Annotated in this window: 16 protein-coding genes; 15 read left to right on the forward strand and 1 reads right to left on the reverse strand. The window is 52.6% G+C overall.

The genetic code is table 11. The features are described 5' to 3' along the window. The first annotated feature begins 14 nt into the window (after positions 1–14). From MRBLPE1_RS17540 to MRBLPE1_RS17555, 4 genes are read left to right on the forward strand one after another with little or no spacing between them, the layout of a single operon-like run. On the forward strand, positions 15–1,013 hold the full coding sequence (locus MRBLPE1_RS17540) for a sialidase family protein (RefSeq protein WP_364147706.1): 999 nt from the start codon (positions 15–17) through the stop codon (positions 1,011–1,013). Further along, positions 1,010–2,611: a glycoside hydrolase family 28 protein gene (locus MRBLPE1_RS17545; protein WP_364147709.1), complete on the forward strand. Its 1,602-nt coding sequence runs from the start codon at positions 1,010–1,012 to the stop codon at positions 2,609–2,611. The genes MRBLPE1_RS17540 and MRBLPE1_RS17545 overlap by 4 nt, the downstream gene beginning before the upstream one ends. After that, a complete protein-coding gene (locus MRBLPE1_RS17550; protein WP_364147712.1) occupies positions 2,598–5,222 on the forward strand; it encodes a glycoside hydrolase family 78 protein in 2,625 nt (874 codons plus the stop codon). Before MRBLPE1_RS17545 ends, MRBLPE1_RS17550 begins: the two co-directional genes overlap by 14 nt. A 53-nt stretch (positions 5,223–5,275) precedes the next feature. Further along, the gene (locus tag MRBLPE1_RS17555; protein ID WP_364149718.1) at positions 5,276–6,358 is read left to right on the forward strand and encodes a sialidase family protein; all 1,083 of its coding nucleotides are present in this window, start codon (positions 5,276–5,278) and stop codon (positions 6,356–6,358) included. Positions 6,359–6,462: 104 nt separating this feature from the next. On the opposite strand, the gene MRBLPE1_RS17560 is transcribed toward MRBLPE1_RS17555, so the two are convergent. Continuing rightward, complete coding sequence (locus tag MRBLPE1_RS17560; protein WP_364147714.1) at positions 6,463–7,371, reverse strand: AraC family transcriptional regulator; 909 nt, start codon at positions 7,369–7,371, stop codon at positions 6,463–6,465. Positions 7,372–7,587: 216 nt separating this feature from the next. Between MRBLPE1_RS17560 and MRBLPE1_RS17565 the strand changes: the two genes are divergently transcribed. The 11 genes from MRBLPE1_RS17565 (at position 7,588) to MRBLPE1_RS17615 (ending at position 25,236) form a co-directional block, all read left to right on the forward strand. Beyond that, the gene (locus MRBLPE1_RS17565; RefSeq protein WP_364147717.1) at positions 7,588–9,669 is read left to right on the forward strand and encodes a hypothetical protein; all 2,082 of its coding nucleotides are present in this window, start codon (positions 7,588–7,590) and stop codon (positions 9,667–9,669) included. Between the two features lie 76 nt (positions 9,670–9,745). Next, the gene (locus tag MRBLPE1_RS17570) at positions 9,746–11,995 is read left to right on the forward strand and encodes a glycosyl hydrolase family 95 catalytic domain-containing protein (RefSeq protein WP_364147720.1); all 2,250 of its coding nucleotides are present in this window, start codon (positions 9,746–9,748) and stop codon (positions 11,993–11,995) included. 81 nt (positions 11,996–12,076) lie between these two features. Continuing rightward, entirely contained in the window at positions 12,077–14,779 is a 2,703-nt protein-coding gene (locus tag MRBLPE1_RS17575; RefSeq protein WP_364147722.1) for a glycoside hydrolase family 78 protein, read from the forward strand. A gap of 17 nt (positions 14,780–14,796) precedes the next feature. Then, the gene (locus MRBLPE1_RS17580) at positions 14,797–17,535 is read left to right on the forward strand and encodes a hypothetical protein (protein ID WP_364147724.1); all 2,739 of its coding nucleotides are present in this window, start codon (positions 14,797–14,799) and stop codon (positions 17,533–17,535) included. 407 nt (positions 17,536–17,942) lie between these two features. Continuing rightward, on the forward strand, positions 17,943–19,565 hold the full coding sequence (locus MRBLPE1_RS17585; protein WP_364147727.1) for an ankyrin repeat domain-containing protein: 1,623 nt from the start codon (positions 17,943–17,945) through the stop codon (positions 19,563–19,565). A 171-nt stretch (positions 19,566–19,736) separates the two neighbouring features. Continuing rightward, on the forward strand, positions 19,737–20,621 hold the full coding sequence (locus tag MRBLPE1_RS17590; RefSeq protein ID WP_364147729.1) for an AraC family transcriptional regulator: 885 nt from the start codon (positions 19,737–19,739) through the stop codon (positions 20,619–20,621). Positions 20,622–20,747: 126 nt separating this feature from the next. After that, positions 20,748–21,623, forward strand: a complete 876-nt coding sequence (locus tag MRBLPE1_RS17595) for a phytanoyl-CoA dioxygenase family protein (protein ID WP_364147732.1) — start codon at positions 20,748–20,750, stop codon at positions 21,621–21,623. A 7-nt stretch (positions 21,624–21,630) separates the two neighbouring features. Next, positions 21,631–21,846, forward strand: coding sequence for a DinB family protein (locus MRBLPE1_RS17600; RefSeq protein WP_364147734.1), 216 nt, complete (start codon positions 21,631–21,633; stop codon positions 21,844–21,846). A gap of 468 nt (positions 21,847–22,314) precedes the next feature. Next, positions 22,315–23,538, forward strand: a complete 1,224-nt coding sequence (locus MRBLPE1_RS17605; RefSeq protein ID WP_364147736.1) for a Ger(x)C family spore germination protein — start codon at positions 22,315–22,317, stop codon at positions 23,536–23,538. Positions 23,539–23,804: 266 nt separating this feature from the next. Further along, the gene (locus MRBLPE1_RS17610; RefSeq protein ID WP_364147739.1) at positions 23,805–25,070 is read left to right on the forward strand and encodes an acyltransferase; all 1,266 of its coding nucleotides are present in this window, start codon (positions 23,805–23,807) and stop codon (positions 25,068–25,070) included. 4 nt (positions 25,071–25,074) lie between these two features. Further along, entirely contained in the window at positions 25,075–25,236 is a 162-nt protein-coding gene (locus MRBLPE1_RS17615; RefSeq protein WP_414698897.1) for a hypothetical protein, read from the forward strand. Positions 25,237–25,792: the final 556 nt, after the last annotated feature.

The following is a 25,792-nucleotide window of genomic DNA, read 5'->3' on the forward strand; positions in this document are numbered from 1 at the left end:
AAGGAGCAGACGCGATGATCACTTATGGCGAAGTAACGAAGGAATTCATTTTTGAAGAAGATCGGCCTTTCCGCAGCTGTCACTCTTCAACGCTCGCCGTACTGCCTGACGAGACAATCGTTGCGGCTTGGTTCGGCGGATCACGTGAGGGTGCGGGAGACGTCGCGATTTGGGCTTCGCGGAGAGTAAGCGGCGTCTGGACGGCGCCGGAGAAGCTGGCGGACCAGGAGGGCATGCCGCACTGGAATCCCGTCTTGTTTCGCAGAGACGACGGAATTCTCATGTTATATTATAAAATCGGCGAACGCATTTCCTCATGGACGACGATGGTCATAACCTCCTTGGACGGCGGTTTATCCTGGACGTACCCGAAACAGCTTATAGACGGTGATGTCGGGGGAAGAGGCCCGGTGAAAAACAAGCCGATCGTCCTGACGGACGGCACGATAGCGGCGCCGGCGTCACTGGAGCCCGACTGGGACGCTTTCGTGGACCTATCCACGGATGGTGGAGAAACGTGGACCCGCAGTGAAACGGTTCCGCTCGACCACAGCACGCTGCTCGGTAAAGGGATCATACAGCCTGCCTTGTGGGAATCGGCTCCGGGAAACGTCCATATGCTGACCAGAAGCACGGAAGGAGCGGTATATAGGAGCGACTCCGAAGACGGCGGGAAAACATGGTGTCCGGCCTTTGCGACGGACCTTCCCAACAATAACAGCGGGATCGATCTCGTCAAGACCGATGGCGGCTTGCTGGCTCTTGTATACAATCCCGTACGACCGGAGGCAGGCAGCACAAAGGGACTGCGTACTCCGCTTGTCTTGCGATTGTCCGATGACAACGGACAATCATGGCATAATGAGCTGATGCTCGATCAGGGCGAGAAACAATATTCTTATCCGTCGGTTGTGGCTATGGGGAATGTCCTGTATGTGACTTATACATGGAAAAGGGAGCGGATCGCTTTCTACCGGATCCAGCTGCTCAATAAGAAGGGGGACCCGTGTTGAACCGATTGTACGCATCCGGACTCATCCCGCAGACGCACCAGCTGCCGGAAACACCATCATTCCCGGAGAAGCAATATTCTATCGTTGATTTCGGTGCAATCGGTGACGGTTTAACGATGAATACCGAAGCGGTTAACCGGGCGATCGAAACCTGCTTCTCCGAGGGAGGAGGAACGGTTAATATTCCTCCGGGCATCTGGCTTACCGGACCGATTCAGCTGAAGAGCGGCATCAACTTGCATGCGCAGCAGGGGGCACTTGTGCTGTTCAGCCGGAATTTCGACGATTATCCGCTTATACCCACTAGCTACGAAGGCATTAGAACGGTACGCTGCATGTCAAACATCTATGGGGAAAACCTGACCGATGTCGCGATTACAGGCAAAGGGATTTTCGACGGCTCCGGCGATGCCTGGCGGCCTGTCAAACGAATGAAGATGACGGAGAACCAGTGGAAGGCGTTAACGTCGTCCGGCTGGACGGATCCATCCAACCTGATGTGGTGGCCGACGGAGAGGGCTATCCGGGGGGCCTCGACCGCCAAACGCTTGATTGCCGAAGGGGTGCTGCAGACGGACGCCTTCGAGGAGGCTCGCGACTTTTTGCGGCCGACGCTGCTGCAGCTGGACCGGTGCAGGCGTGTGCTGCTGGATGGACCGACCTTTCAAAACTCGCCCAGCTGGTGCCTGCATCCATGGCTTTGCGAGCATGTGACCATTCGGAATGTGAGTGTGAAGAATCCGTGGTACTCGCAAAACGGAGACGGGCTTGATCTGGATTCCTGCCGATATGTTGAAGTATCGGATTCGCAGTTCGATGTGGGTGACGATGCTATTTGCATCAAATCGGGCAAGGATGCGGACGGGCGAGAGCTTGGCGTGCCGTGCGAGGATATCAGCATCCGCGGTTGCGTCGTTTATCACGGGCACGGCGGCTTTGTCATCGGCAGTGAAATGTCTGGCGGCGTGCGAAATGTCAGCATTTCGGACTGCTTATTCATTGGAACAGATACGGGCCTCCGCTTCAAAAGCGCGAGAGGACGTGGGGGCATTGTGGAGAAGATCCGGATCCGTAACATCCGGATGACCGACATTCCGAAGGATGCGATCACGTTCAGCATGTTCTACAGCCATGGAGGCACCGATCAGCCGGCCGCCCAGAAGGTAACGGAGAAGACGCCCGCATTCCGCGATTTTCTGATCGAGCATATTCAATGCACAAGCGCCCATCAGGCGATAGGTATGAAAGGGCTTCCAGAAATGCCGATCGAAAACATCCGTTTCGAGCATATAGACATTAACGCAAAGAAAGGCATCTCGCTTGAAAACGTGCGGGATGTTCACTTCACGGACGTATCCGTCACTCCGGTGCAGGGGCCGCTTTTCTCGCTGCAAGCATGCTCAGGAATCCGGATTGAGCGGACGAAACGCCCCGGTACCGGGCAATTGTATATGGAGGCCGGCGGTGCGGGTACGTCCGATATCGAGATTCGCGGCATCGCGGGGGAAGCGTACGAAGTGAATTGCGCACTGGAAACGGACGCCTCGCAAATTCGAATTTATCCAGAAGAGGATCGGGGAAGCAATGACGAGGCTTAACATTAGCCGCTTGTTGACGGAATATACGGATGCTCCGCTCGGACTCGATACACGCCGTCCCCGGCTAAGCTGGATGCTTCAATCGGAAGAACGCGGGCAGCGTCAAACCGCCTACAGGGTACTTGTCGCTGCAAACGCGCATGAGCTGGAACAGGATGAAGGAGACATGTGGGACAGCGGGCGAATCGAGTCCGGCCAATCCGTACATGTTCATTATGCGGGAAGCCCGCTTGAATCCGGTACGCACTATTATTGGAAAGTGCGAGTTTGGGATAAGCGGAACGTCCCCTCCGAATGGAGCCGGATGTCCTCGTGGTCCATGGGGCTGCTGAATCAAGCCGATTGGCAGGCGAAATGGATTGGCATGGAAGTGCCGCATTCCGATGAATACCGTCCTGTCGCCTATTTGCGTAAAGCGCTGGATATCTGCAGGCCAGTCAAGCGAGCCGTCGTTCATGCAACAGCCCTTGGCTTATACAGGCTGTTTATCGGGGGCCGACGGGTAAGCGACCACGAATTTGCTCCGGGCTGGACAGATTATAAGAAGCGGATCCAATATCAAACCTATGATGTAACAAGCCATTTCGGCTCCGGCGGTCAAACGGTTCTCGGTGCGCTCCTTGGAACGGGCTGGTATTGCGGCAAGCTGGCGATGGTCGGCAAGCGTGTATACGGTTATTGCCCTTATTTGCTCGTACAGCTGCGGCTTGAATACGAGGACGGGTCGACGGAAACGATCGTGACTGACGAGACATGGAAGACGTCCGGGGGGGCATACGGCTACTCGGAAATTTTCCGGGGCGAAGCCTATGACGCACGCAGAGAACCGGAAGGCTGGCTTGAGCCGGGCTATGACGATTCACGCTGGAAGAGGCCGATCGAGCTGCCTTACCGGGGAGACCGCTACGGGGGCAAGCTGGTTGCGCAGGCGGATCCCCCGGTACGGGCGATCCGCGAAATTCATCCAGCGGCCGTCAGTAGAACGAAAGCCGGGTCCTATCTGTTCGATCTTGGACAAAATATGGTCGGACGCGTCAGATTGAAGGTAAAAGCCGAGAGTGGATCGCGGATTACGCTGAACCATGCGGAGACGCTTGGCTTGGACGGAACGCTCTATAAAGCGAATCTCCGGACAGCGGTGCAAACCGACTTCTTCATCGCAAAAGGCGGAGGCACGGAAATTTACGAGCCTTGCTTCACGTTTCACGGCTTCCGGTATGTCGAGGTCGCCGGCCTGCCCGGCGAACCGGAACCCGATATGCTGACCGGCATCGTCATCCATACGGATTGTCCTCCCTCCGGCAAGCTGGAAACGTCCCAACCGCTTATCAATCAGCTGCAGAGCAACATTGCTTGGGGGCAGCGAGGAAATTTTTTGAGCGTGCCTATGGATTGTCCGCAGCGGGACGAGAGGCTGGGATGGACCGGCGATGCTCAGGTATTTTGCCGCACGTCGACCTTTAACATGGAGTCGGCCCGTTTCTTCGCCAAATATGCGGCCGATATGAACGCCGCTCAGCTGGATTCCGGGTCGTTCCCGGACGTGGCGCCGAACTGCGGTTACCATGAGCGGAAGGTGAACAAGCGGAAAGGCGAAGAATGGACGCGCCCGTACAGCGCAGGTTGGGCCGATGCCGGTGTCATCGTCCCGTGGACGATTTATACGGTTTATGGCGATACGGATATTTTGGAGCAAAGTTACGATTCCATGGTTTCTTATATGGGTTATCTGGAAGGCATCAGTGAGCGGGATCTGATTCCTGAATCGCGGACCGGCAACTACGGCGACTGGCTTTCGATCCATGCCGATACGTCGAAGGAGCTGATATCGAACGCCTTTTTCGCATACAGCACCGGTCTGATGGCCCGGATTGCCAGCGTGCTTGGGCGGGAGGATGATGCGCGTAAATACCGGGAACGGGCGCAAAACATTAAAGACGCCTTCGCCGCTAAGTTCGCGGACCAGGACGGAAGGCTGAAGGGCGGAACGCAAACGGCCTATGCCTTGACGTTGTCCATGGGGTTATTGCCAGAACCTGCATCCAGGCTCGCGGCATGCCGTCTTGTCGAAGAGGTGAAGGCTTCGGACAATCATGTGACGGCCGGTTTTCTCGGCATTCCGCATTTGCTTCCCGCATTGTCCGATTACGGTTATTCAGACACGGCCTACGATTTGCTCATGCAGGAATCGTTTCCATCCTGGTTCCATCAGATCAAGAGCGGGGCGACCACAATGTGGGAGCGTTGGGACGGTTGGTCGAAGGAACGGGGCTTTCATAAGGTAGAGCGGATGAATTCGTTCAATCATTATGCGTTCGGAGCAGTCGGCGAGTGGTTGTACCGCTATATGGCCGGCATTGATGCCGACCCTCTGCAGCCCGGCTTCAAGCATATACGGATTGCTCCGAGACCCGGAGGCGGCTTGACCCGCGTGTATGCCGAGTACGAGACCATGTACGGAACGATCGTGTCCGCATGGGAAATTCAAGACGGTTGTTTCCGGCTGCAGGTCCGCATTCCGGTCAATACGACCGCTGCCGTCCAGCTTCCGGGGGCTGAGAGCCTTATGGAAATCGGGTCTGGAGCTTATGAATTCGAGATCCGTTTATAAATCGGAGATTCACCGAATATCGGTGAGGAAGAGATAAAGGAGAGTGGGACTTGGTGGATCGATTTAATGGAAGGATTGCAACATCGGAGAATGATCCGGAGGTAACGGAAGGTTATATTCCGATTAAATATGAGCAGGACAGCCATTCGGCCAATTTACTTGCCTTGGACAACGGAGATTTACTGTGCGTCTGGTTTACCGGAAGCGGCGAAGGAAATCCGGATACGAATGTCGTGATGTCGAGACTGCCGGCAGGATCGGACCAATGGTCCGAACCGGTATTGCTTGCCAATGACCTGGAGCGCTCCGAGCAAAATCCCGTCCTGTTTCAGGAGCCTGGCGGCGGGAATGTATGGCTGCTTCACACGTCCAATGAGCCGCATGATCAAAAAACGTCCCGAGTGGTGCGCCGCATTTCGGAGGATCAGGGACATACGTGGGGGACTCCGGAGGTTTTGTTTGAAGGTCCGGGCATTTTTCTTCGCCATCCGATCGTCGTTTCGCAAAACGGGGATTGGCTGCTTCCGGTTTACTACTGCAAGCCGGGAGGGCATTATAGCGTCGTTCAGATCAGCACGGACAGCGGGCGCACATGGGAAGAGCATGAAGTTCCGGAAAGCCTGCACCGCGTTCAAATGAATATCGTCAAGATTAGTGACGGAACGCTCCTGGCCATGTACCGCAGCCGCCAAGCCGACCGAATCTATACGAGCGAATCTGCGGATAACGGCCGGAGCTGGACGGTTCCCGAGAAGAGCATGCTGCCGAACAACAATTCCTCCATGCAGGTGACGGAGCTCGGGAACGGGCGTCTGGCGCTTATTTTCAATAACGCCTCCATTGAAAGAGATCAGTTCCGATGGGTGAAAAAGGGGGACGGCTTCCGCCGCAAAACGCTCCGAACGCCGCTTACGCTGGCTATTTCGGAGGATGACGGGAAGACATGGCCGATTATTCGCAACGTCCAAACCGCGGATTTAGAGTATAAGGAACGTGAGGTCGGCTACTCCTATCCGTCAATTATTGCAACCGGAGACGGGAAGCTTCATATCGCGTTCTCCTATTTGCGTAAGGCGATCAAATACGTCCGCGTAGATGTGGACTGGGCGGAGAAAGACAGCTTTGCCGGTATGTAATCCGCCTTGAGGAAAATGAGTTGAAATCGAAAGAAAAGCTCTGCAAGCAGCAAAAGCTGCCGGACCTGGAGGTTCGGCAGCTTTTGCTGCTTGATCCGGCGAATTTATACCGGATACGCCGGATATTCAGCCGACTGATGATATTTGCGGTATTGCTGAGGAGTCATGCCGGTTTTTTTTAGAAACAGCGTATAGAAGAACTTCATATCCTTGTAGCCGATCCGGTTGGCGATGTAATTGATACATTGGTCAGATGTTTTCAACAGGCTGCAGCAATTTTCAATCCGTGTTTTTTGCAGGTATTGGGTAAATGTCAAGCCGGTCAACCTTTTGAAGGAGCGTTGAAAATGGCTTTCACTCATAAACGCATTGGCTGCGAGCTGCTTTACCGTAATGTTCTCCGCATAATGCTCCTGAATAAAACGCATGGCGTCGCCGAGCATATCGGAGTGTTTGCCGCTTCTGCCGTTTGTGTCAGCCGCTTCCACCTCGTTCAGGAGACGGTTTATGACCATGAGCAGCTGAATGAGGGTCGCCGACAGAATCGTTTCATAACCTTCATCTTTTTGACGGAATTCTTTATGCATCGTCGTGATTAATTGCTGCAGCCGTTCATGCCTGTCGAAGACGTGGTGATAGGGAATGCCCGCGCTCAATTTGTTGTGCATGACGCGCTCGATGTCGGATTCGCCGAAGAACAGATGCTTCCATTTCTCGAACGTTGCGTATCGGAACAAACAGTTGTAGACAATGAGCTTAGCGCTCTGGTTCGGCGACGACGGCCTGAAGACATGGGAGGTTCCGACGGGAATAATAAACAGATAGCCGCGTTTAACCGGGATGCTTCGATTAGCGATATAATGGTAGCCGCTTCCTTCCGCCACATAGTTCAATTCGATAAAATCATGCGTATGCTCGCAGATTGTAAACGCTTCCGTAACACGATTCACATAAATCTCATCTTTTCCCTTGAAAAACCGATCCCCTTTATAATGCCGGGTTCGTGCTATCATATTCTTCCTCCTCTTCCAATCGATAGCCGAGTGAAGCCGGCGTTTTTTTAATTGTATGGCGCATTTATAGGGAATTCAAGTCTTGAAATTGGCAGAATAAGCCGAAATCAGAGGTTTGAGGCGCATTTCACCTATAGATTCAACCTAGAACGCCTATAGAATGCAAATATTCGCAACGTATAATGATTGTAATTATTGTAGACAAGGAGGACGCCAATGAAGGTCCATACGATCCAATGCTTGAATGGGAGTAAAATGGCCGACTGCACCGAAACGCCGGAAGGCATTCGGCTTATATTGCGAGTGAAAGGGGAAGCTTCGCCGTACTTTTCCGGATCGCTCGATCGGATGCTGATTTGTTCGCTCGGAAAGCCGTGGATTGATGAACCGGTCCGGCTGTTGAATCCCCGGGTCGATTCCGATTCCTCGGCGATTCGGCTGAGCGGCTTTATTATGAAGTTTGCCGTCACACTCGAGCTGACTTTCGATAAGAATCACTTGCTGAATGTAAAAGCGGATTGGACCAATCACAACGGGGAACTGCTGGCCGATGCCGCTGTCGGTCTCATATTCGAGCTAGAGGCAAGGGGCGGGGAGAAAATTACGATCCCCCATATGATTTATAACAACAATCCGTCCTCGGATCCCGAGAGGGTTGTCCCAAAGCTCGGCGATAACGAAGGCTTCATCTGCGAAGAGCATCGGCTGCCGATCCCGTGCGTTAACGCGGAATGGACGGAGGGAGAAGGCGCGGGCTTCCTTTCTTTATTTTCCATTCCTACTTTCACGGAGACGAAGGACGGCGCTGTACATTACGGAGCGCTTGGCGTGCTTCGGCAGAGCGGCAGGTCTTCGTTAGCCGCCACGAGCGGCACCGTGCTTTTCAACGGACAGAAGGATATCTATTACGTAGGCAAAAGCAAAACCGCGCAGTATTCCGGCGGATATTTGAACGTCGATGCGGGCCGCACACTCTCCAAACGTTACGCACTCGATTGGGGAAAGCTGACAAGATCCGGATGGGGGTTTCGCGAGATCGTCCGAAAGGGCTGGCAGCTGTTTGAACCGACAGGAGCAAAGCCGTGGACGATGGACGATATCGTCCGGCTGAAAACGAACGCGATGGACGACCGATGGCGCAGTGCGGACGGCGCATCCGGGTATGTCAAATTTAATGATTCAAATGCTTTCGGCAAATTGAACCGTTTACCGTTCCATTTTCTGTACGGCTGGACGGGGCAGTGCTTGAAGCTGGCCTGGTGCGATGCGCGAATCGGGTTTCAGTCGCGGGACGAGGAACGCATTTCCCGGTGCGAGCAGGCCGTCGGCTTTTATTTGAATGGAAGCGCTACCTGCGTTCCCGGCTTGCGCAGCTGTTCTTATGAACTGGAAAGCCGTACTTGGGGTTATTTTACGATGAAAGGAGAGCCGGTCGTCTCCAGCCGCGCGTACGGAGAGACGATTTCGGATCTGGCTGATATTGTCGAGCTGTTTCGGGAGCAGGGCCGGGAGGTTCCAGGGGAATGGCTGAATGCGCTTCGCGAAGCCGCCGATTTCTTTATGGCCGGAACGCTTCCCTCCGGCATTTATCCGATGGGCTGGCTAAAGGATGGAGCGCCTAACGACGAGATGGTGACCGGTGCCGGCATCCCATGCGTCATCGCGGCAGCCAAGGCATACAAGGTGACAGGTGAAAGGAAGTTTCTGATACATGCCGAGGCGGTACTGGAGCGCTATTACGATCTGCACGCCCGCACGTTCGAGCGCCCTTTCGCCCGTTCTACGCTGGACGCCCGGTGTGAAGACAAAGAAGCCGGCATGTATTATTTTCTGGCCGCATATGAACTGTTCGTTCTGACCGGAGATGGCAGATACGAGGAATGGGCAGAGGTTGCGGCGGATTGGCTGCTCACGTATGTGTTCGTATGGAATCCCGAATATGACAGGGATGCTCCGCTCCACCACCGTCATTTCAACGCCGTTGGCTGGCCGGGCGTCAGCGTCCAAAATCATCATTTGGACGTTTTCTTCCCATGCTACGAGTTTTGGCGGTTCGGTCAAATGACCGGAAAAACGGAATATGCAACGATCGGAAAGCTCATGGCTGAAGCGATGGGACAAGGAATATGCGCAAGCCCAGGGGAATGGGGATTTACCGTCGTCGGGGAACAAGGGGAAGGATTTTACCAGACTCATTATCACGACCGCGGGAACAGCAATGTATGGAATCCTTCTTGGGTAATCGCGCTCGTCCTGTCGGGCGCGCTGCGTTTGCAAGGCGAGAAGGAGTACCGATGACAATCGGGAGGTTAAATCGTTGGCAATACGGGGTCTCGTGAGCACCGAACGAATGAATTGAAAGGAGTTGAAGCTTGTGAAGGCCGTATCGGTAAAACCGGCTTATGAGATACCATGGACGCTTGAAACGAGATACTGTCATGACGGCATGCCGCTGTCAAACGGCGTGTTCGGCGCTTTGGTCTGGTTTCAGGCGCAAACGGTGATGCTCACGATTAATAGAGCAGATTACTGGGATCACCGGGGAGGAACGGAATGGCTTGAAGACTGTACCTATGATCATCTGAAGTCGCTGCTGCAAAGCGGCGATTTCAATGGTGCCCGCCGGCTTTATCCGACGATGATCATGAACGGCAAAGAAAAACGGCCGACCCGGCTTGCGATGGGCCGCTGCGATATCAAGCTGAAGCCGGGTGTTACGTTCGAAGCCGCTTCGCTCCGTCTCGACGTGGGGGAAGCCGTCATAAGCTGCCAAATGGACGGGAAAGAACGGCTGATCCGCGTCAGCGTGGCGATCGATCGACCGATGCTGCTGCTTTCCGCCGATGAGGAGCTGATTGAAGGCATAGAGGCGAAGCCTGCCTATTCCTTCGAGAAGGTGAAGACCTACTTTGACGATTTCGGCATTTCAGCTCCCAGGTCGGTTCAGCTGCCAGACGGGGAGGGCTGGGTCCAAGAGCTTCCGGAGGATCCGGCGTGCGCCGTGCTGCATGCGCAGCAGGGAAGCGGAATCGCCATTGCGGCGGAATACGGCGACACTGCGGAGCACGCGATTCAGGCGGCGCTTGAACGGCTGAACGATGCAGAGCTTCTCGGATACGAAGGGACGCTGCATGAAACGAAGAACCGCTGGCGCGCTTTATGGGAGCAGGCGGCGGACATTTCGCTTCCGGACCGCAATATCGAGAACATGTACTATTTGGGGATCTACCGGATGCTGGGCAACTCGATGCCGGGCAAAATCGCTCCAACGCTTCAAGGGCCATGGGCCGAGGAGTACCGCAATCCTCCCTGGAGTTGCGATTACCATTTTAACATTAATGTCCAAGAATGCTTGTGGCCCGCGTACGGTGCCAATTTGCTGGACTGCCTGAAGCCGCTCTTTACGATGATCGACGGCTGGAAGCCAACGCTTGCGCGTAATGCGAAACGATTCGTCGGCATCGACGACGGATATATGCTCGGACATTCCGTCGATGAACGCGGACGCCCTGTCGGGGGCATGTGGACGGGGACGATCGACCAGGCAAACACCTCATGGGTCGCCCAGATGATGTGGCAGTACGCCCGTTACGCCGGCGATACGGAATACCTCGTGAACGAAGTATATCCGTTTATGAGGAAAGCGCTTAACGTCTTTTATGCGATGATGGATAAAGAAGGGGATGAATACGCGCTTCCGGTGTCGGTTTCTCCGGAATACGGCGGCTCGTCCCCAAACGGGCTCGGCCGAAATTCAACTTTTTTCCTCGTCAACGTTCATTTTCTGTGCGAGAAGCTGCTTGAGCTTGAAGGGAAATACCGCCTGGACGCGGACTACGCGGCGTTCGCCGCCGATGTTCAAGCCAAGCTGCCTGCCTTTACGGCGGGACCGAGACAATACCAGGAGTTCGGCACAAAGCCGGGACTCGAACTGTATCTGTGGGAAGGCCAGCCGCTTTCTGACTCGCACCGCCATCATTCGCACCTTGCCGGCATTTACCCTTTCGATACGATGGACATGTCGGACCCCGAGCAGCGTGAAATGGTATCGAATTCCTACAAGTCTTGGGTCGACAAAGGGATGGGACGCTGGGCTGGTTGGTCGATGCCTTGGGCTTCCATCCTGCATAACCGGCTGGGCCGGGCTGATATGGCGCTCCTGTCACTCCACTTGCTGAAGGATGTATACATGATGCCGAGCTATGCGACGAGGCATAACGCTAACTATGGCGGATTCTGCCAATTTACCGGCGGCGACACGATGCAGGTGGAAGCTTCGATCGCTGCTGCCGCTGCCGTGCTAGAAATGTACGTACAGTGCGTCAGGGGCACGATTCGCGTATTCACAGGACTCGCGTCGCGTTTCAAGGATGCTTCGTTCTCGGGCATCCGGGCGGAAGGCGCGTTCCTCCTGTCGGGACTTAAGCGGGACGGCAAAGTCTGCTTAGTTACGGTATTCAGTGAACGTGAAGAGACACTGCGGATTGAGAATCCGTTCGGAGGGATGGCGCGCATCCGCCGGGGCAGCAGGATGATAGATACGTCGGAGAGATTGATCTCGCTTGAGCTTCACGCCGGAGAAACTGTCGTCTTCGAGAATACCGGCGAACATGAAGGAGGATGACGAATATGGAAAAGGGACAGCCGAAGTCAAGCCAAATCGGCCTTCGGCCCAAGCTCGGCATCCAGGATCGGAGGAATTCCTATGACAATGATACGAATAACTGCATGCAAAACCGAATACGCCGTTAACCCGGTCGGCATCGATTCGATGCACCCCCGCCTTTTCTGGCGGCTCGAGTCAGATGAGCGCGACGTACGGCAAACGGCATACCAAATTGTCGTCGCTTCATCCCGCGAGAAGCTGGATCAGGGCGATGCCGATATGTGGGACAGCGGCAAAACGGCTTCCGGCGAATCGATCCAAATCACATACGCGGGACTGGCGCTACGCTCGGAAGGCGAATATTTCTGGAAGGTTCGCGTCTGGGATAGCCGGGATCAGGTTTCGCCGTGGAGTGAGACCGCATATTGGACGATGGGGATTTTATCGCGCGGAGAGTGGAAAGGGAAATGGATCGGCAGAAGGTCGAGCCCGGGACTAGCTATGCAGCCTTCTCCTTATATGCGCAGATCGTTTGCCGTCAAATCGAACGTTCGCCGCGCTGTCGTATACGCCACCGCGCTGGGGCTGTTCAAGCTGAGTGTGAATGGGGAAGCCGTCGGCCATCTGTTCGCTCCAGGTTGGACGGACTATGACAAGCGCGTTCAAGTACACGCTTACGACATCACGGACAAACTGAAGAAGGGCGAGAACGCAATCGGCGTTATTCTCGGTGACGGCTGGTATGCGGGGACGGTCGGATTTCTCGGCAGGCATATATACGGAGAGCGTCCGTTCTTCCTCATGCAGGCTAGCATCGAGTATGGGGACGGCAGCCGGGAGCTTGTTGTTACAGACGGTTCGTGGCGGGCTGCCGAAGGGCCGATCCGTTATTCAGACCTAATTAAGGGCGAAACGTACGATGCGCAACTTGAGCTGACGGGCTGGGACTATCCGGGCTACGACGATTCCGGCTGGGAGTCGCCGGACGTCCGGTCCGGCTATAACGGCCTGCTCGTTGCAGCGATGGAGCCGCCGATCCGCATCACCGAAACGGTGAAGCCGGTTGATGTCAGAAAAACCGAGGCGGGGGCATACATTTTCGATATGGGACAGAACATGGTCGGCTGGACCGAAGTAACTGTGAAGGGCGAGCCAGGCACGCAGATCACGCTTAGTCATGCGGAAATGCTGAACCCGGACGGCACACTGTATGTAGACAATTTGCGGGAAGCGGTGCAGCAGGATCATTACGTGTTGAAGGGCGCTGGCGAGGAGCGGTACGAGCCTCATTTTACGTTCCACGGCTTTCGTTACGTCGAGCTGATCGGGTACCCGGGGGAGCCTGAACTGACGACGATTGCCGGAAAAGTGATTCATTCCGATACGCCGGTGACGGGAAGTCTGGAAACGTCCGACCCGATGGTCAACAGGCTATATGCAAATATTACATGGGGACAACGGGGAAACTTTCTGTCCGTTCCCACCGACTGCCCGCAGCGCGACGAACGGCTCGGCTGGACCGGGGACGCGCAAATCTTTGCCCGTACCGCTTCCTACAATATGGATGTATCGCGGTTTTTCACGAAGTATATATGGGACATCATCGATTGCCAGCAGCCTTCAGGCGCATTTACAGACGTAGCGCCCGATGCCGGTTGGATCCGCCACAAAATGTGGAACACGAATTTGAACTGGTTTGCGCCGGATAATGCCGGTTGGGGCGATGCGGGCGTCATTATCCCGTGGACGCAGTACCTAATGTACGGGGATAAGCGGATTCTCGAAACCCACTACGGAGCCATGGTGCGGTGGGTGGAATATCTAAAGCATCACAGCGAAGGTCTGATTCGTCCGGATTACGCCAACTACGGCGACTGGCTGTCGATCGGAGCGGATACCCCAAGCGAGGTGCTGGCAACGGCTTACTTTGCTTACAGCGCGAAGGTGCTGGCGCAAATTTCCGGGGCGATCGGTAAAACTGCGGATATGAACCGTTACGCAGCGCTGTTTGACGAAATAGCCGGAGCATTCCGCTCCGAATTCGTCGGAAGCGACGGCCATATTCATGGCGATACGCAAACCGTGTACGTGTTGGCGATCCAGTTCGGGCTTCTGACAGACGAACTGAAGAAAGCAGCAATCCGCCGGCTGACAGACAATATCCGGGAGCGGGGCGATCGCTTGTCCACAGGGTTTCTCGGCGTAGGTTACCTGCTGCCGGCTTTGACCGACAGCGGCGAACTGGTGGCCGCGTATACGTTGCTTACCCAAGAGGCTTTCCCGTCGTGGATGTATTCCATTAAGCACGGCGCCACGACAATCTGGGAAAGATGGGACGGCTGGACGGAGGAGAAGGGCTTTCAAACGCCTTCTATGAATTCCTTCAACCATTATTCGCTCGGTTCGGTAGGAGAATGGATGTTCCGCTATATGGCCGGAATAGAAGCCGATCCGGCTGATCCCGGTTTCCGCCACGCTATTATCCGTCCGAGACCCGGAGGGCGGCTGAAGTGGGTGAAGGCGGGGTACGAATCGCTTTACGGGACGATCTCCGTCGAATGGAAGCTGGAAGCCGACAATCGCCTGGAGCTTGAAGTCGAGATGCCCGCGAACACGAGTGCGACGGTGTACGTGCCGGGGGCAGGTGTAATTTCGGATGGCGAGGACAGAGGGAATCTTGCTGCAGGCTGCGCGCTTTTGACACAGGAGGAGCATCGATCCATTTACCGTCTCGGCTCGGGCAAGCACCGCTTTACAAGTAAGTTCGGAGCCGTTGAAAGCTCCATGGCAGGTAAGAAGTAGGAAACGGAGGTATAAGGATGAAGAAAATATATTTGGGTATTCATGATAACGCATCACCCCGGCTGCTTCACGGCTTGAAGCTGCTTACGGAAGCTTTGGAGGAATGCGGCTGCTTGGCGGAGGTTGCGGAGGGGGAGTGGAGCTCTCTAACTTACCGGAATCGGCCGGAGTTGAAAATATATGTCGGCAACAGGGAGGAGTCCGGGTTTATCCGCTCGCTGGAGAGTCAGGAGGTTCTTATTTATCATACGGAGCAGCCGGGCAAGGAAGGTTTCTATATCGCCACGCTTCCGGGGAACCTGATCGTCGTTTCGGGCGGTAACGACACCGGCGCATTATACGGAGCCCAAGAACTGGCCGAACGGGTTCGCCGTGCGGGTCGGGTCCCGGAATTGCTTGCGCATGGCGAAACGCCGGACTTCGTGCTTCGCGGTCCGGTGCTCGGCCTGCAAAAGACGGAAATCGAACCTCCCCGCCGCACTTACGAGTACCCGATAACGCCGGATCGATTCCCTTGGTTTTACGATAAAGCGATGTGGCTCGAGTATCTGGATATGCTCTGTGCGCAGCGAAGCAATGTTGTGTATATTTGGTCGGGTCATCCTTTCTCATCCTTAGTGAAGGTGGTGGACTATCCGGAAGCGCTGGAAATTACGGAAGAGGATTACAAACTAAACGTCGAGACGTTCGGCTGGTTGACGGAAGAAGCGGACAAGCGAGGCATCTGGGTCGTGCTGAATTTCTACAATATTCATATCCCGCTGCCATTCGCAGAAAAGCACGGCCTGGAGCTCCATCAGCCGAAGCCGCTTCCGATCACCGCCGATTACACGCGAAAGGCAGTAGCGGAATTCGTGAGGTCTTACCCTAGCGTCGGACTCATGCTATGCCTGGGAGAGGCTCTGCAGGGTGGCGTCTATGGCACCGAATGGTTCACGGAAACGATTCTGGCGGGCGTTAACGAAGGGCTTCGGGATCTGAATGTAAAGGAACGTCCGCCGATCATCCTCCGCGCTCACGCAGTTAAGGCCGAGCCGATCATCGAGAAGGCGATTCCGCTTTACCCGAATTTATTTACCGAGGCCAAGTACAACGGCGAGTCGCTAACGACCTGGACGCCGAGGGGCGGATGGAAGCAAACCCATAACAACCTGAGCGAGATGCAGTCGGTCCATATCGTCAACGTCCATGTTCTCGCGAATTTGGAACCGTTCCGCTACGGCTCGCCCGCCTTCATTCAGAAAAGCATGCAGGCGGCAAAGCACCGGCAGAAGGCGAACGGTCTGCACCTCTACCCGCTGTTTTTCTGGGATTGGCCTTACAGCGGAGACAAGGCGACACCTAGGCTGAAGCAGGCGGATCGCGACTGGATCTGGTATGCCGCATGGGCGCGTTATGCCTGGAACCCCGACCGCGATCCGGAGACGGAACGCCATTATTGGATCGAAGAGCTTGCTGCGCGGTTTGGGTCCCGGGAAGCGGGCGCAGCGCTGCTTGAAGCGTACGACGCTTTCGGCGAATGCGCGCCGCGGCTTCTTCGCCGCTTCGGCATTACGGAGGGCAACCGGCAGACGCTGTCGCTCGGCATGAAAATGAGCCAATTGACCAATCCGGACCGCTATTCGCCTTATAGGGCGCTATGGGAGGATCACGCGCCGCAGGGCGAGCGGCTGGAACAGTATGTCCAGAAAGAGCTGGCGGACGAGCCCCACATCGGGGAGACGCCGGTCGACGTCATCGAATCGGTCGAGCTGTTCGCGGATCAAGCATGGACGGCGATCCAGCGCGGAAGCTCTCATATTACCCGCAATAAGGAAGAATTCGAACGGATTGCAAGCGATGTGGAAGCGATCCGGTATATGGCGCGTTTCTATGGTGCCAAGGTACGGGCCGCCATCCAAGTGCTATCTTACAAACATACGGTGAATGGCAGCTATCTGGAGCACACGGATCTGTTGGAGGAAGCCGTTCCTTACCTGCAGGAAAGCATTGAATGGTACCGCAAGCTGACCGGGCTGACCGAGAAAACCTATCTTTACGCGAACAGTATGCTGACGCCGCATCGTAAAATTCCGATTCCCGACGGCCGGAAATACAAGCATTGGACGGACTGTCTCCCGGTATACGAAGAGGAGCTTGCGAGCTTTCAAGCCAGCGTGAATGACCTAAAGGCAGGAAAGCTGCCTTCGCAGGTAAGCGGGGAAGAAAAGATCGATCCGTACCGCCAGGCCGCCTTCCAGCTGAAGTCCCCCGGCATGGAGACGTATACGCTTTCGAAGGACTGCTTGCTCTTCACGGACGGCGAGGTATATGTTCAAAGCTGCGCGGAGGAGCTCGAAGGCTTGACCGGTATCCGGTTCAGCCGCGCGGAAGCGGCGAAAGGCGGCATTACTGTCGAGTTCGAGACGGATACGCCGGTTCGTCTGCTGGTCGGTTATTTCAATTCATCCGACGATCAGTGGCTCCAAGTGCCGACACTGGACGAGAATACGCATGCGGATGACCGGGGCGGCTTGTCGCCGATTTTGCGCAAAGGGATCAAGACCTCCTTTTACCCAAGCGTAAACGTTCACGCGTTTCTGTACGACACCGGTAGTCACGTGCTAAACCTGGGCAAAGGCGCCTTCGCGGTTCTCGGCGTCATCGCTGCCGACCAGGAGTTAAAGGAGCGTGATGTATCGCCGTTCAGCGAAAGTTCCCGCTCGCTCGATTGGTTATATGAAAGCGAAAGAAAGAAGGGAGCGCTGTCGCACTGATATGTGATCCTCACTCCGCACATTTCCGGATTGACCGTCAATTACGAGGAACGCGTGATGGACATTTTTTTGAGTAATTTGCGGGAATACCTCGGGGGAAGGTCGCCATCCGTTAACCGGATCGATTTATTGAAAAAATATGGATGCGTGAAACAGCAGCTAGGCCGCTTTGGTTCTGGCTGCTGTTTTTTTCGTGCACAAATCTACAAGGCTGCTGGATCGGTGCCACTTCTCGTCGAATAAATATACGATATCCCGCTTGTGGATGTTACGCCGAACTCTTTGACACTCATTTATGCGATGATCGCCCCATTGACTCTTTATTCCTGCTAATGAAACAATAAAAAGTAGTTTACTCTCATCGAAGCGCAAGTCCCATTGAGACGATTGAGGAGGCAGATGAATAGATGAAGAAGTTTATTCAGCCGGAAACACTGAAAACGGATAAGGAAGTCCCATTCAGTGGAGGAGCGGGCAACGAGGTATGGAGCATGCTGGCAGCCTGTGCGGCGGGGAATTTGCAGGTAGTACGGGAGCTGCTTCAGAAAGATCCGTCGTTGTCTAACTGCAGTTGGGCGTATTTTTCCCCGATTCATTTTGCCGTAAGGGAAGGTCATGCGGATATCGTGCGTATATTACTCGAGCATGGCGCGGATCTAACGGCAACAGGAGTCAGCTGGCAGGACATTCCGCTGCAAATAGCCAAAGACCGTGGCCATTCCGGCATCGCCGCGATGCTGGAGGATCATCTTGAGCGTACGTTACATAGCAATTCATTAGGAGATTCCATCGCTGCGCTTATCAGAGAACGCAATGAGTGTGAAATAAAGCGGTGGATCGACGAACATCCGGATGCGGTGAATGCAAGCGACGATCGCGGAAACACCCCGCTGCATTGGGCCGTTCTGACCAGGCAGCTGAAGCTGATTGATTACTTCATTCAGCAAGGCGCCGATATGGAAGCGCGAAGAGCGGACGGTTGTGGGCCCGTTCACTTGGCAATGGAAGGGGATTACTTCTACCGCGTTAACCGGGATTTACCGGCCGAATCGATTAGGAACGAATGGTTTCTGCTCGGTTATCTGACTGCAAAAGGGGCCCATTATGATATCTACACCGCCGCAGCGGTCGGAGACACGCCGTATATGCGCGATATTTTGGCACAAGACCCTAGGCTGGTCAATGTCAAGGATTCTTCCGGAAGATCGGCGTTATATTATGCGTCAAAACACGGATACGAACATGCGGTACAAGTCCTGCTTGAGCACGGTGCTGACCCAAACCTGGCGGAAGCAGGCGCGCCGGGCGGGGCAGCCTTGCATGCTGCAGCGCAGGGCAATCATTTGTCATGCGCGAAGCTGCTGCTTGAGCATGGTGCCGATGTCCATGCCAACGTCGAATCCTCCGGCAACCCAGTCTCGATTGCAATGAGTAAAGGGTATACCGAAATGCGGGATTTACTATATGCTTACGGAGGTACCGCAACGCTGGCCGCCGCCTGTTGGCTGGGTAAAATCGAATTGGTTGGCGAGATCCTGGCCGTGGATCCTTCCGCGGTGAATAGTGGCGATGATTTCGGTCCGCTAACGCTGGCTGCGGGATTTGGACATAAGTCTATCGTACGGCTGCTGTTGAAATATAACGCCGATCTGAATCGTCCCTGGTACATCAATAACTATATGGGCTATGCATTTCGTTCCGGGGAAGAAATGGTGGGGCTACTGCTCGATCACGGCGCCGATCCTAACTTGACCAATTGGCTTGGCGTCAGCTACTTGCACGTATTGGCATCCCAAGGGAATACAAAACTAGTCAAAGTGTTAATCGATCGCGGCGCTGAATTAGACACCGTGGATGATGTATATTGCACGACACCGCTCGGATGGGCTGCCAAGTACGGTCAATCGGAGATGGCCGCTTTACTTCTCGAGCAAGGTGCCCGGCGGGCTCCAGCGGGTGTTCCCGAGTGGGCATCGCCTAAAGCTTGGGCCAATCGCAGGGGCCACGTGGCAATGATGGAGATGCTTTAAAAACGGAGTATACTATGAAAAATGTGAAGAAGTATTTTTCAATAAAGAGCCTGAACAGATCCTTAAAAATAGAGGGTATAATGAAATGTGCGTAACACGGAGTCGAGGTAAGAGAAGGGGGAACCTTTCTCTTTTTTGCCGCTGCATTTTACCCGGAGACGCTACATCCTGATGGAAGAATTTCTTTATGATTTCCATGCTAAGGAGGTTAACAGTGTGTATGATCCACTACTTCATATTAACTTTCGTTCGGGCAACAACTTCGGTAAAGCCCGTTGTGAACCCGGTTGGAATTGGTGTCCGCTGCCTTTGTCTGACTTTGATCTCTGGTATGTGGTGTCAGGTTCAGGAACAATGCGTATTGGAAACGAACAGCATAAGCTTGCGAAAGGAAGCTGCTGTCTCATTCACCCAGGGGATCGGCCTGAAGCCAATCAAAACCTGGAAGATCGGCTCACAGTCATCTTTATCCATTTTAAAACGAGGAAGCTTACCGATGATTCGGTTGTTGAACAAGTCATTCCGATCGCTAGACATACATTCGTTCATGAACAATTTGGCTTTGAAATTTTGTTAAATCGTATTCTGGAAACATTAGAGCTTGGAGATGCCTATTCCCTAAGCGAGTTTGACAGCTTGATGCGACTTGTGCTTTATGAGTTGCTCCGGAGTCAGGAAGGTAACCTGACTGGCGATAGCATCTCAGCAAAGCAGCGTCAGACCGTGGCAAGGGTTAGTTCTCTCATTCGTTCCAGCACTCAAGGGAAAATGACAGTTATGGAGGCAGCGCAGTTGGCGGGATTGTCGGCGGAATATTTGAGCTTGCTCTTTAAAAAGACGATTGGAATGTCACTGCAGGGTTTTCTCACGAAAGCACGCATGGAAAGAGCGATGCATCTTTTGACCGAGACGACTATGAATGTTTCGCAAATCGCAGATGCGATCGGTTACGACAATGTGTTTTTATTTAGCCGGCAGTTTAAACGTCATTTTGGAGGTCCGCCTTCGATATATCGGCGTTCATCGGTAGCAGCCGTGCCGCACGGAAAAAATTAGACTTCCTGCTGATATCGGAAAAAGGATAAAAAATCAAAGGCTTGCTTCATGTTCGATGCTCTTTGCTGCATGATACGATAATGACATCAACAAACCATTCATCGTATTAAGGAGGAAGAATTCCACATGGAAGAGCGTAAATCGAAGCGAACGCTGCATTCTTATGACACCGATGAGGAAGAACGTCTGGCTAGAACAATCGCAAACACCCTTTATCGTTACGATCAAATCGAGGACGACCGCATCCCATCCTGGGCCGATTTAACGGATAAGCATGTCCGTCTTTTTTGGGAAAGAGGATATTTGGTGGTGGAAAATGCATTGACGGATTCTGAGGTTCAAACGAGCTTAGAAGCCATAATGGACATTTTATTCCGTCGCTCGATAGGCTCTCGTATTCAGTTTGTTAAACCAGAGAATGAACTTCATACCGATGAAGAGCGCGAGTTCGCCGCACGCAAAATTCACGGTTTTATGGATCACGAACCCCGATTGCGGGATATTGCTCTTCATCCGGATGTAGTGAATGCGATGGGTAAGCTTTTCGGAGAACAGGCAATAGTCGTTCAAGATCAGGGGATTCTGAAACCGCCAAGCGGTGGTTCGGAAAAACCATGGCATCAAGATATGGCTTACGGAAACTTGGCGTACGATAAATCCGTCATAGGCGCATGGTTTGCATTGGATCCGGCTGAATTGGACAACGGTTGCATGCATGTCATTCCGTATTCCCATCGGGAAGGCGCTGTCCCACACTATGCAGAGCGCGATTGGCAACTCTGCGATCGCAGCGTGGCCGTTGCAAAGGATGTAGCGGTTCCATTGAAGCCAGGGGGAGTGCTTATATTCTCCGGTCTTTTACATCATGGCACACCACCGAATTTCTCGTCGAAGCGTCGCCGTTCGGTCCAAGTTCACTACGCGCCTGAATCAGCGGTTAAACTTAAACCCCGTGAATATAAAAAGATGTTTACTAACGAGATGACCGGAGCCGAATGTTGAATCCCACATGTGTTTGCAGGCAGAGCTCTCGGGTTCTATTTGCATAGAGCATCCGAAGTACGGCCGTCTCGATACGCATTTCTCCGACTTCGTGAGGCGTGTGGTCAACCACAGGTCGTATCACCGCGGCAATGCAACCGCGATGCTCAGGCAGTTAGGATATTCCGGGGTCCCGACGGATTATTTGTTTTATTTGATGGGACGTCGGGAAGGTCAGCGGTAAACGGTTCCGCCAACGAGAAACCAGAGTTGAATAAATGATTCGGGAGCAGACCGCTGTGGCAGTCTGCTTTTTCTTTTAAAGCACCGCTTAATCAGAGAGAAGTCTTTCTAATACTAATGAGCAAGGGCATGCTTCTCAGAAGATGTTAGTTAACGATCCTTGATGATTAATTTCTTAGTATGTTGTAGAAACTGAAGAATAATAAATATTTCCAATAATGATAATGGGAAATCATTAAATTACGATGGGTCGATATAGACATGTCAATTTGATGAATCAAGAAGCTGGAAGTGAATCCGATGATCGCCGGTCTAAGAAAAACATAAGACTAAAATAATGGGCGAGGATATCATCGGTAAGGGATTGCATGAAAAGGTAGTTGCCTTATAATCGGCTATCCTCCTGCTCTATTGCTGATAATTTCAATCCTTAGCAAGAAGAGAGGTAATCGTGTTGAGGACAAGTAAGTTGATCAGAATCTTTAAAATACTTTGTTGCATCATTCTTGTCATTCCCTTTCTGACCGGCTGCTGGGATCGACTTGATATTGAAGAGCGGGCTGTTGTATTAGGCGTATCCATTGATACGGCTGACACAGAAAAAGCTGAACAAGAGGAGGATGAGGTTTCTCATATTCGCGGATCAATTCCTGCACCGCAAAAAGGGTTGATTCGCGTTGCCGTACAAATCGCCCTGCCAGGAAGAATTCCACTCGGACCTGGCGAAAGTGGAGGTGGTAAGGGCTCAGAGAGTCAGAGCGTATGGGTAATAGATGTAGTTGGACACAGCATAAATGATGCGATTATGAATTTGCAACAACAGGTCTCCAGCAGACTCTTTTTTGGACATTTGCGCGTCATCGTGGTGTCTGAAGCAGTGGCAAAAAAAGGACTTGAAAATGTAAATGATTATTTTCGACGCAATCCGGAAGTACGCAGGATGGCCTGGTTGATGGTATCGAAAGGGAACGCTCTTAAGTTCATGAAAGCTTCACCGAAGCTGCAAAGGGTACCTACTCTTTACTTGATTTCAACGCTAGATGAAGGTATTAAATTAGGTAAGTTTCCAAAAGATTATATCGGTATATTTTGGAAAAATGTGTCTAAAAAAGGACAAGAAGGATTTTTACCATATGTGGAAATGAAAAAGGAACAAAATGTCGAGATAAAGGGCCTCGCCTATTTCGTTGGCAATCAAATGGTGGGTGTAACGAAACCTTTTGAAATTGCTGGATATTTAGGTATAAAAGGTGTGAATCCAGCGGGTTATAGGAGATTCATCCCTTTGGGCGGGTCAAAAGAATACGTTATGACCAATGCCACGCAGCGTAGATCAAAAATTGATGTGCAGATTAAGGACAATATTCCGCACTTCACTATAAAAATCTCCATGGAATTTGATCTTGAGGAAAAACTTAGCGATAAAATAAAGATTAATAACCTTGTTACATTAAAAAAAATAGAACAAATACAGAAAGAGTCGTCCGTGAAATTTTATATGAAAATGATTAAAAAAACGCAAGTGAAAGGTTCTGATATATTCGGGTTCGGTGAATATGTAAGAGCAAAAGAGCCTCGTTATTGGAATAAACAGATTAAAACGGCTGAGAAATGGCGCACTATGTATAAAGAGAGTACTTTTGATGTTCAAGTATCAAGGAAAATACGACGGATTGGAATGAAGGCTAAATAATAGCCTGTAAAACGAAATGAGATACAGATCATGAAACCCCTACATGGAAAATGGATTTGGTGGCAGGGTTTCATATACGAGAGTAAAGGAATGTAATCCATCGGGAGCTGGCGGATGAGCTAATCCGGGGCTAACCCGCTATTCTGGCTGGATCGGGGAAGGGATAAGAGCACCGGAAAGCGTTAATTTGTGCCAATTAATCTTCCTCTAATGTTTGTCCGCTATAATCAGTTCATCTTTTGCCAACTGAGAATAGAGGTGACACCATGGGAAATTTGCAAGCGGAAATAGAACGGCAAGCGCCTCAGCCAGAGGTACGTCAGAAAAAAGAGCGGATCGAAGAAGTGACGCTGCTTCGCGCGTTTGCCTTTTTGGCGGTGGCGCTTCAGCACTGCATTGCGGAGTATATTTATCGGCCCGACATCCTGCCGGCTGACTCGATCATGCTGGCGATGCTGTTTCATTTCACCCGGTTCGGGACACCGACGTTCGTATTTCTGTCCGGTCTGATTTTGTTTTACAATTACAGCGGGAAGCTGCATTACCGTTCGTTTATCCGAAAAAGGTTCGGCGATATTTTTATTCCTTTTCTAAGCTGGACGATCATTTACTGGATAGCGGTGGAAGGGGTATTCGGCGGAAAGCTCATGCAGCCATCGGCTTGGACGAGTATCTTTCAGCAGCTGATCAAGCCGACATACGGCTACCATCTGTGGTTTATCCTTATGATTTTTCAGTTTTATTTGTTATTCCCGTTGTTTTCCCGGATGGTCGGAACATTCCGGTCACGGCTGCGGCCCAATTCGGAAGATGAATTATTTCCCAGGGTTGCGGGGATATCCCTGGCGCTGGGTCTGCTGCATGGAGCGCTGATGTGGCTGTCTTACTACAAAATGCCTGACTGGGCCGCTTCCGCAGGCGGTTTTTGGGCGGAGCTGATCGCGAACCGATCTTATTATTTTGTCATGTACTTATTTTACTTCCTGATGGGGAGCGTATGCGCCTTCGGCTTGAACCGGTTTCGGAAGTTCGTAGGAGATGCTATGGGCTGGACGATGATTGCGTTCATCGGGGCATATATTTGGCTCGGCTATGATGTTTTGCGCTTCTCATCGGAGCGGATCAATTTGAATCTTTCCACCTATTTGAAGCCTTCTACTTTCGCGATTATCGTCTCCCAGCTGTTGTTGCTGTACGGAGCCGCGCTGCTGCTGCAAAAAAGGAAAGGCGCGCTTTACCGTATCCTGCTGTTTATCGGGCGGCATTCGTTCGGCGGTTTTCTGGCTCACGCGTTTGTGCTCATGCTGGTGAGCGGGGTAACACGGCCCTTGCATCTCACCGGGTATCATCTGCCGGCGGTGTTGATTACATTTATATTGGTTGCAGCAGGAGCGATCGGATTAGCCAGTTTACTGGATAAGCTGCCGTTCGGTCGATGGCTGGTCGGCCCGACGAGCCGCCGAAAACCGATGGCGCCTGAGGCAAGCCGTTCCGTTATGCAAAACAAACGCCGGCTGAATTTGGAGAAATAGTCAAATGTTGAAGGGACATCACGAACAAGGCCGCGGCTTGGCGATTGCCGGACTTGTATGCGGAATTATAGGTACTGCTTTCTATGCCATTTTTTTACTAATCGCCATAATTGCTTTAATCTTTATCGGAAGCACCGGTACAGATCTGAATTATTCTTCGATCTAGCCCACTTATTAGAACGGCGGACCGGTCAGATAGACACTTATAAAAAAGTGCCCATCTGACCGGTCTTTTGCACTTATAAGGAAGGTCCAAACGACTCGTTGCGTTGAGCTTCGGTTTTGGATTTTTTCCAGTCTGCATGAGCGCTCTGTACCCTTTTCCAAAATTCGTCTTTTATAGTGAGCCATTTGAAAGTCCCAGGGGACGCTGCCTCTGGGACTTTTTTTGAAAAATTCCTTACTTACAGAGAATCGTATCAATCAGATAAAATTTAACGTCTTTACGATAAACGTCAATCTGAGGTTCTTATTGCATGATCCCAATCGACGTTGTAAAGACACTTCACCAGCAATGATATGTTGAGGCTATAGCATACTATGCAGCCGCAACAGCTCAACTATTGTCAAACTAAGTCAGTAATCTGTATGAAAAATAGGTTTCCTATTTACCCGGCTTGTCGGGGTTTACCACCCGTGGCTCCCGCTTCCTATAGGCACGTGTACTGTAAACCGGCATATAGTATAGAGGCATCAAGTCAGGCGCTTACAAGGCGAAGCGC

Origin of the sequence: Paenibacillus sp. LPE1-1-1.1, from assembly GCF_040676435.1 — a bacterium.
Taxonomy (GTDB): domain Bacteria; phylum Bacillota; class Bacilli; order Paenibacillales; family Paenibacillaceae; genus Pristimantibacillus.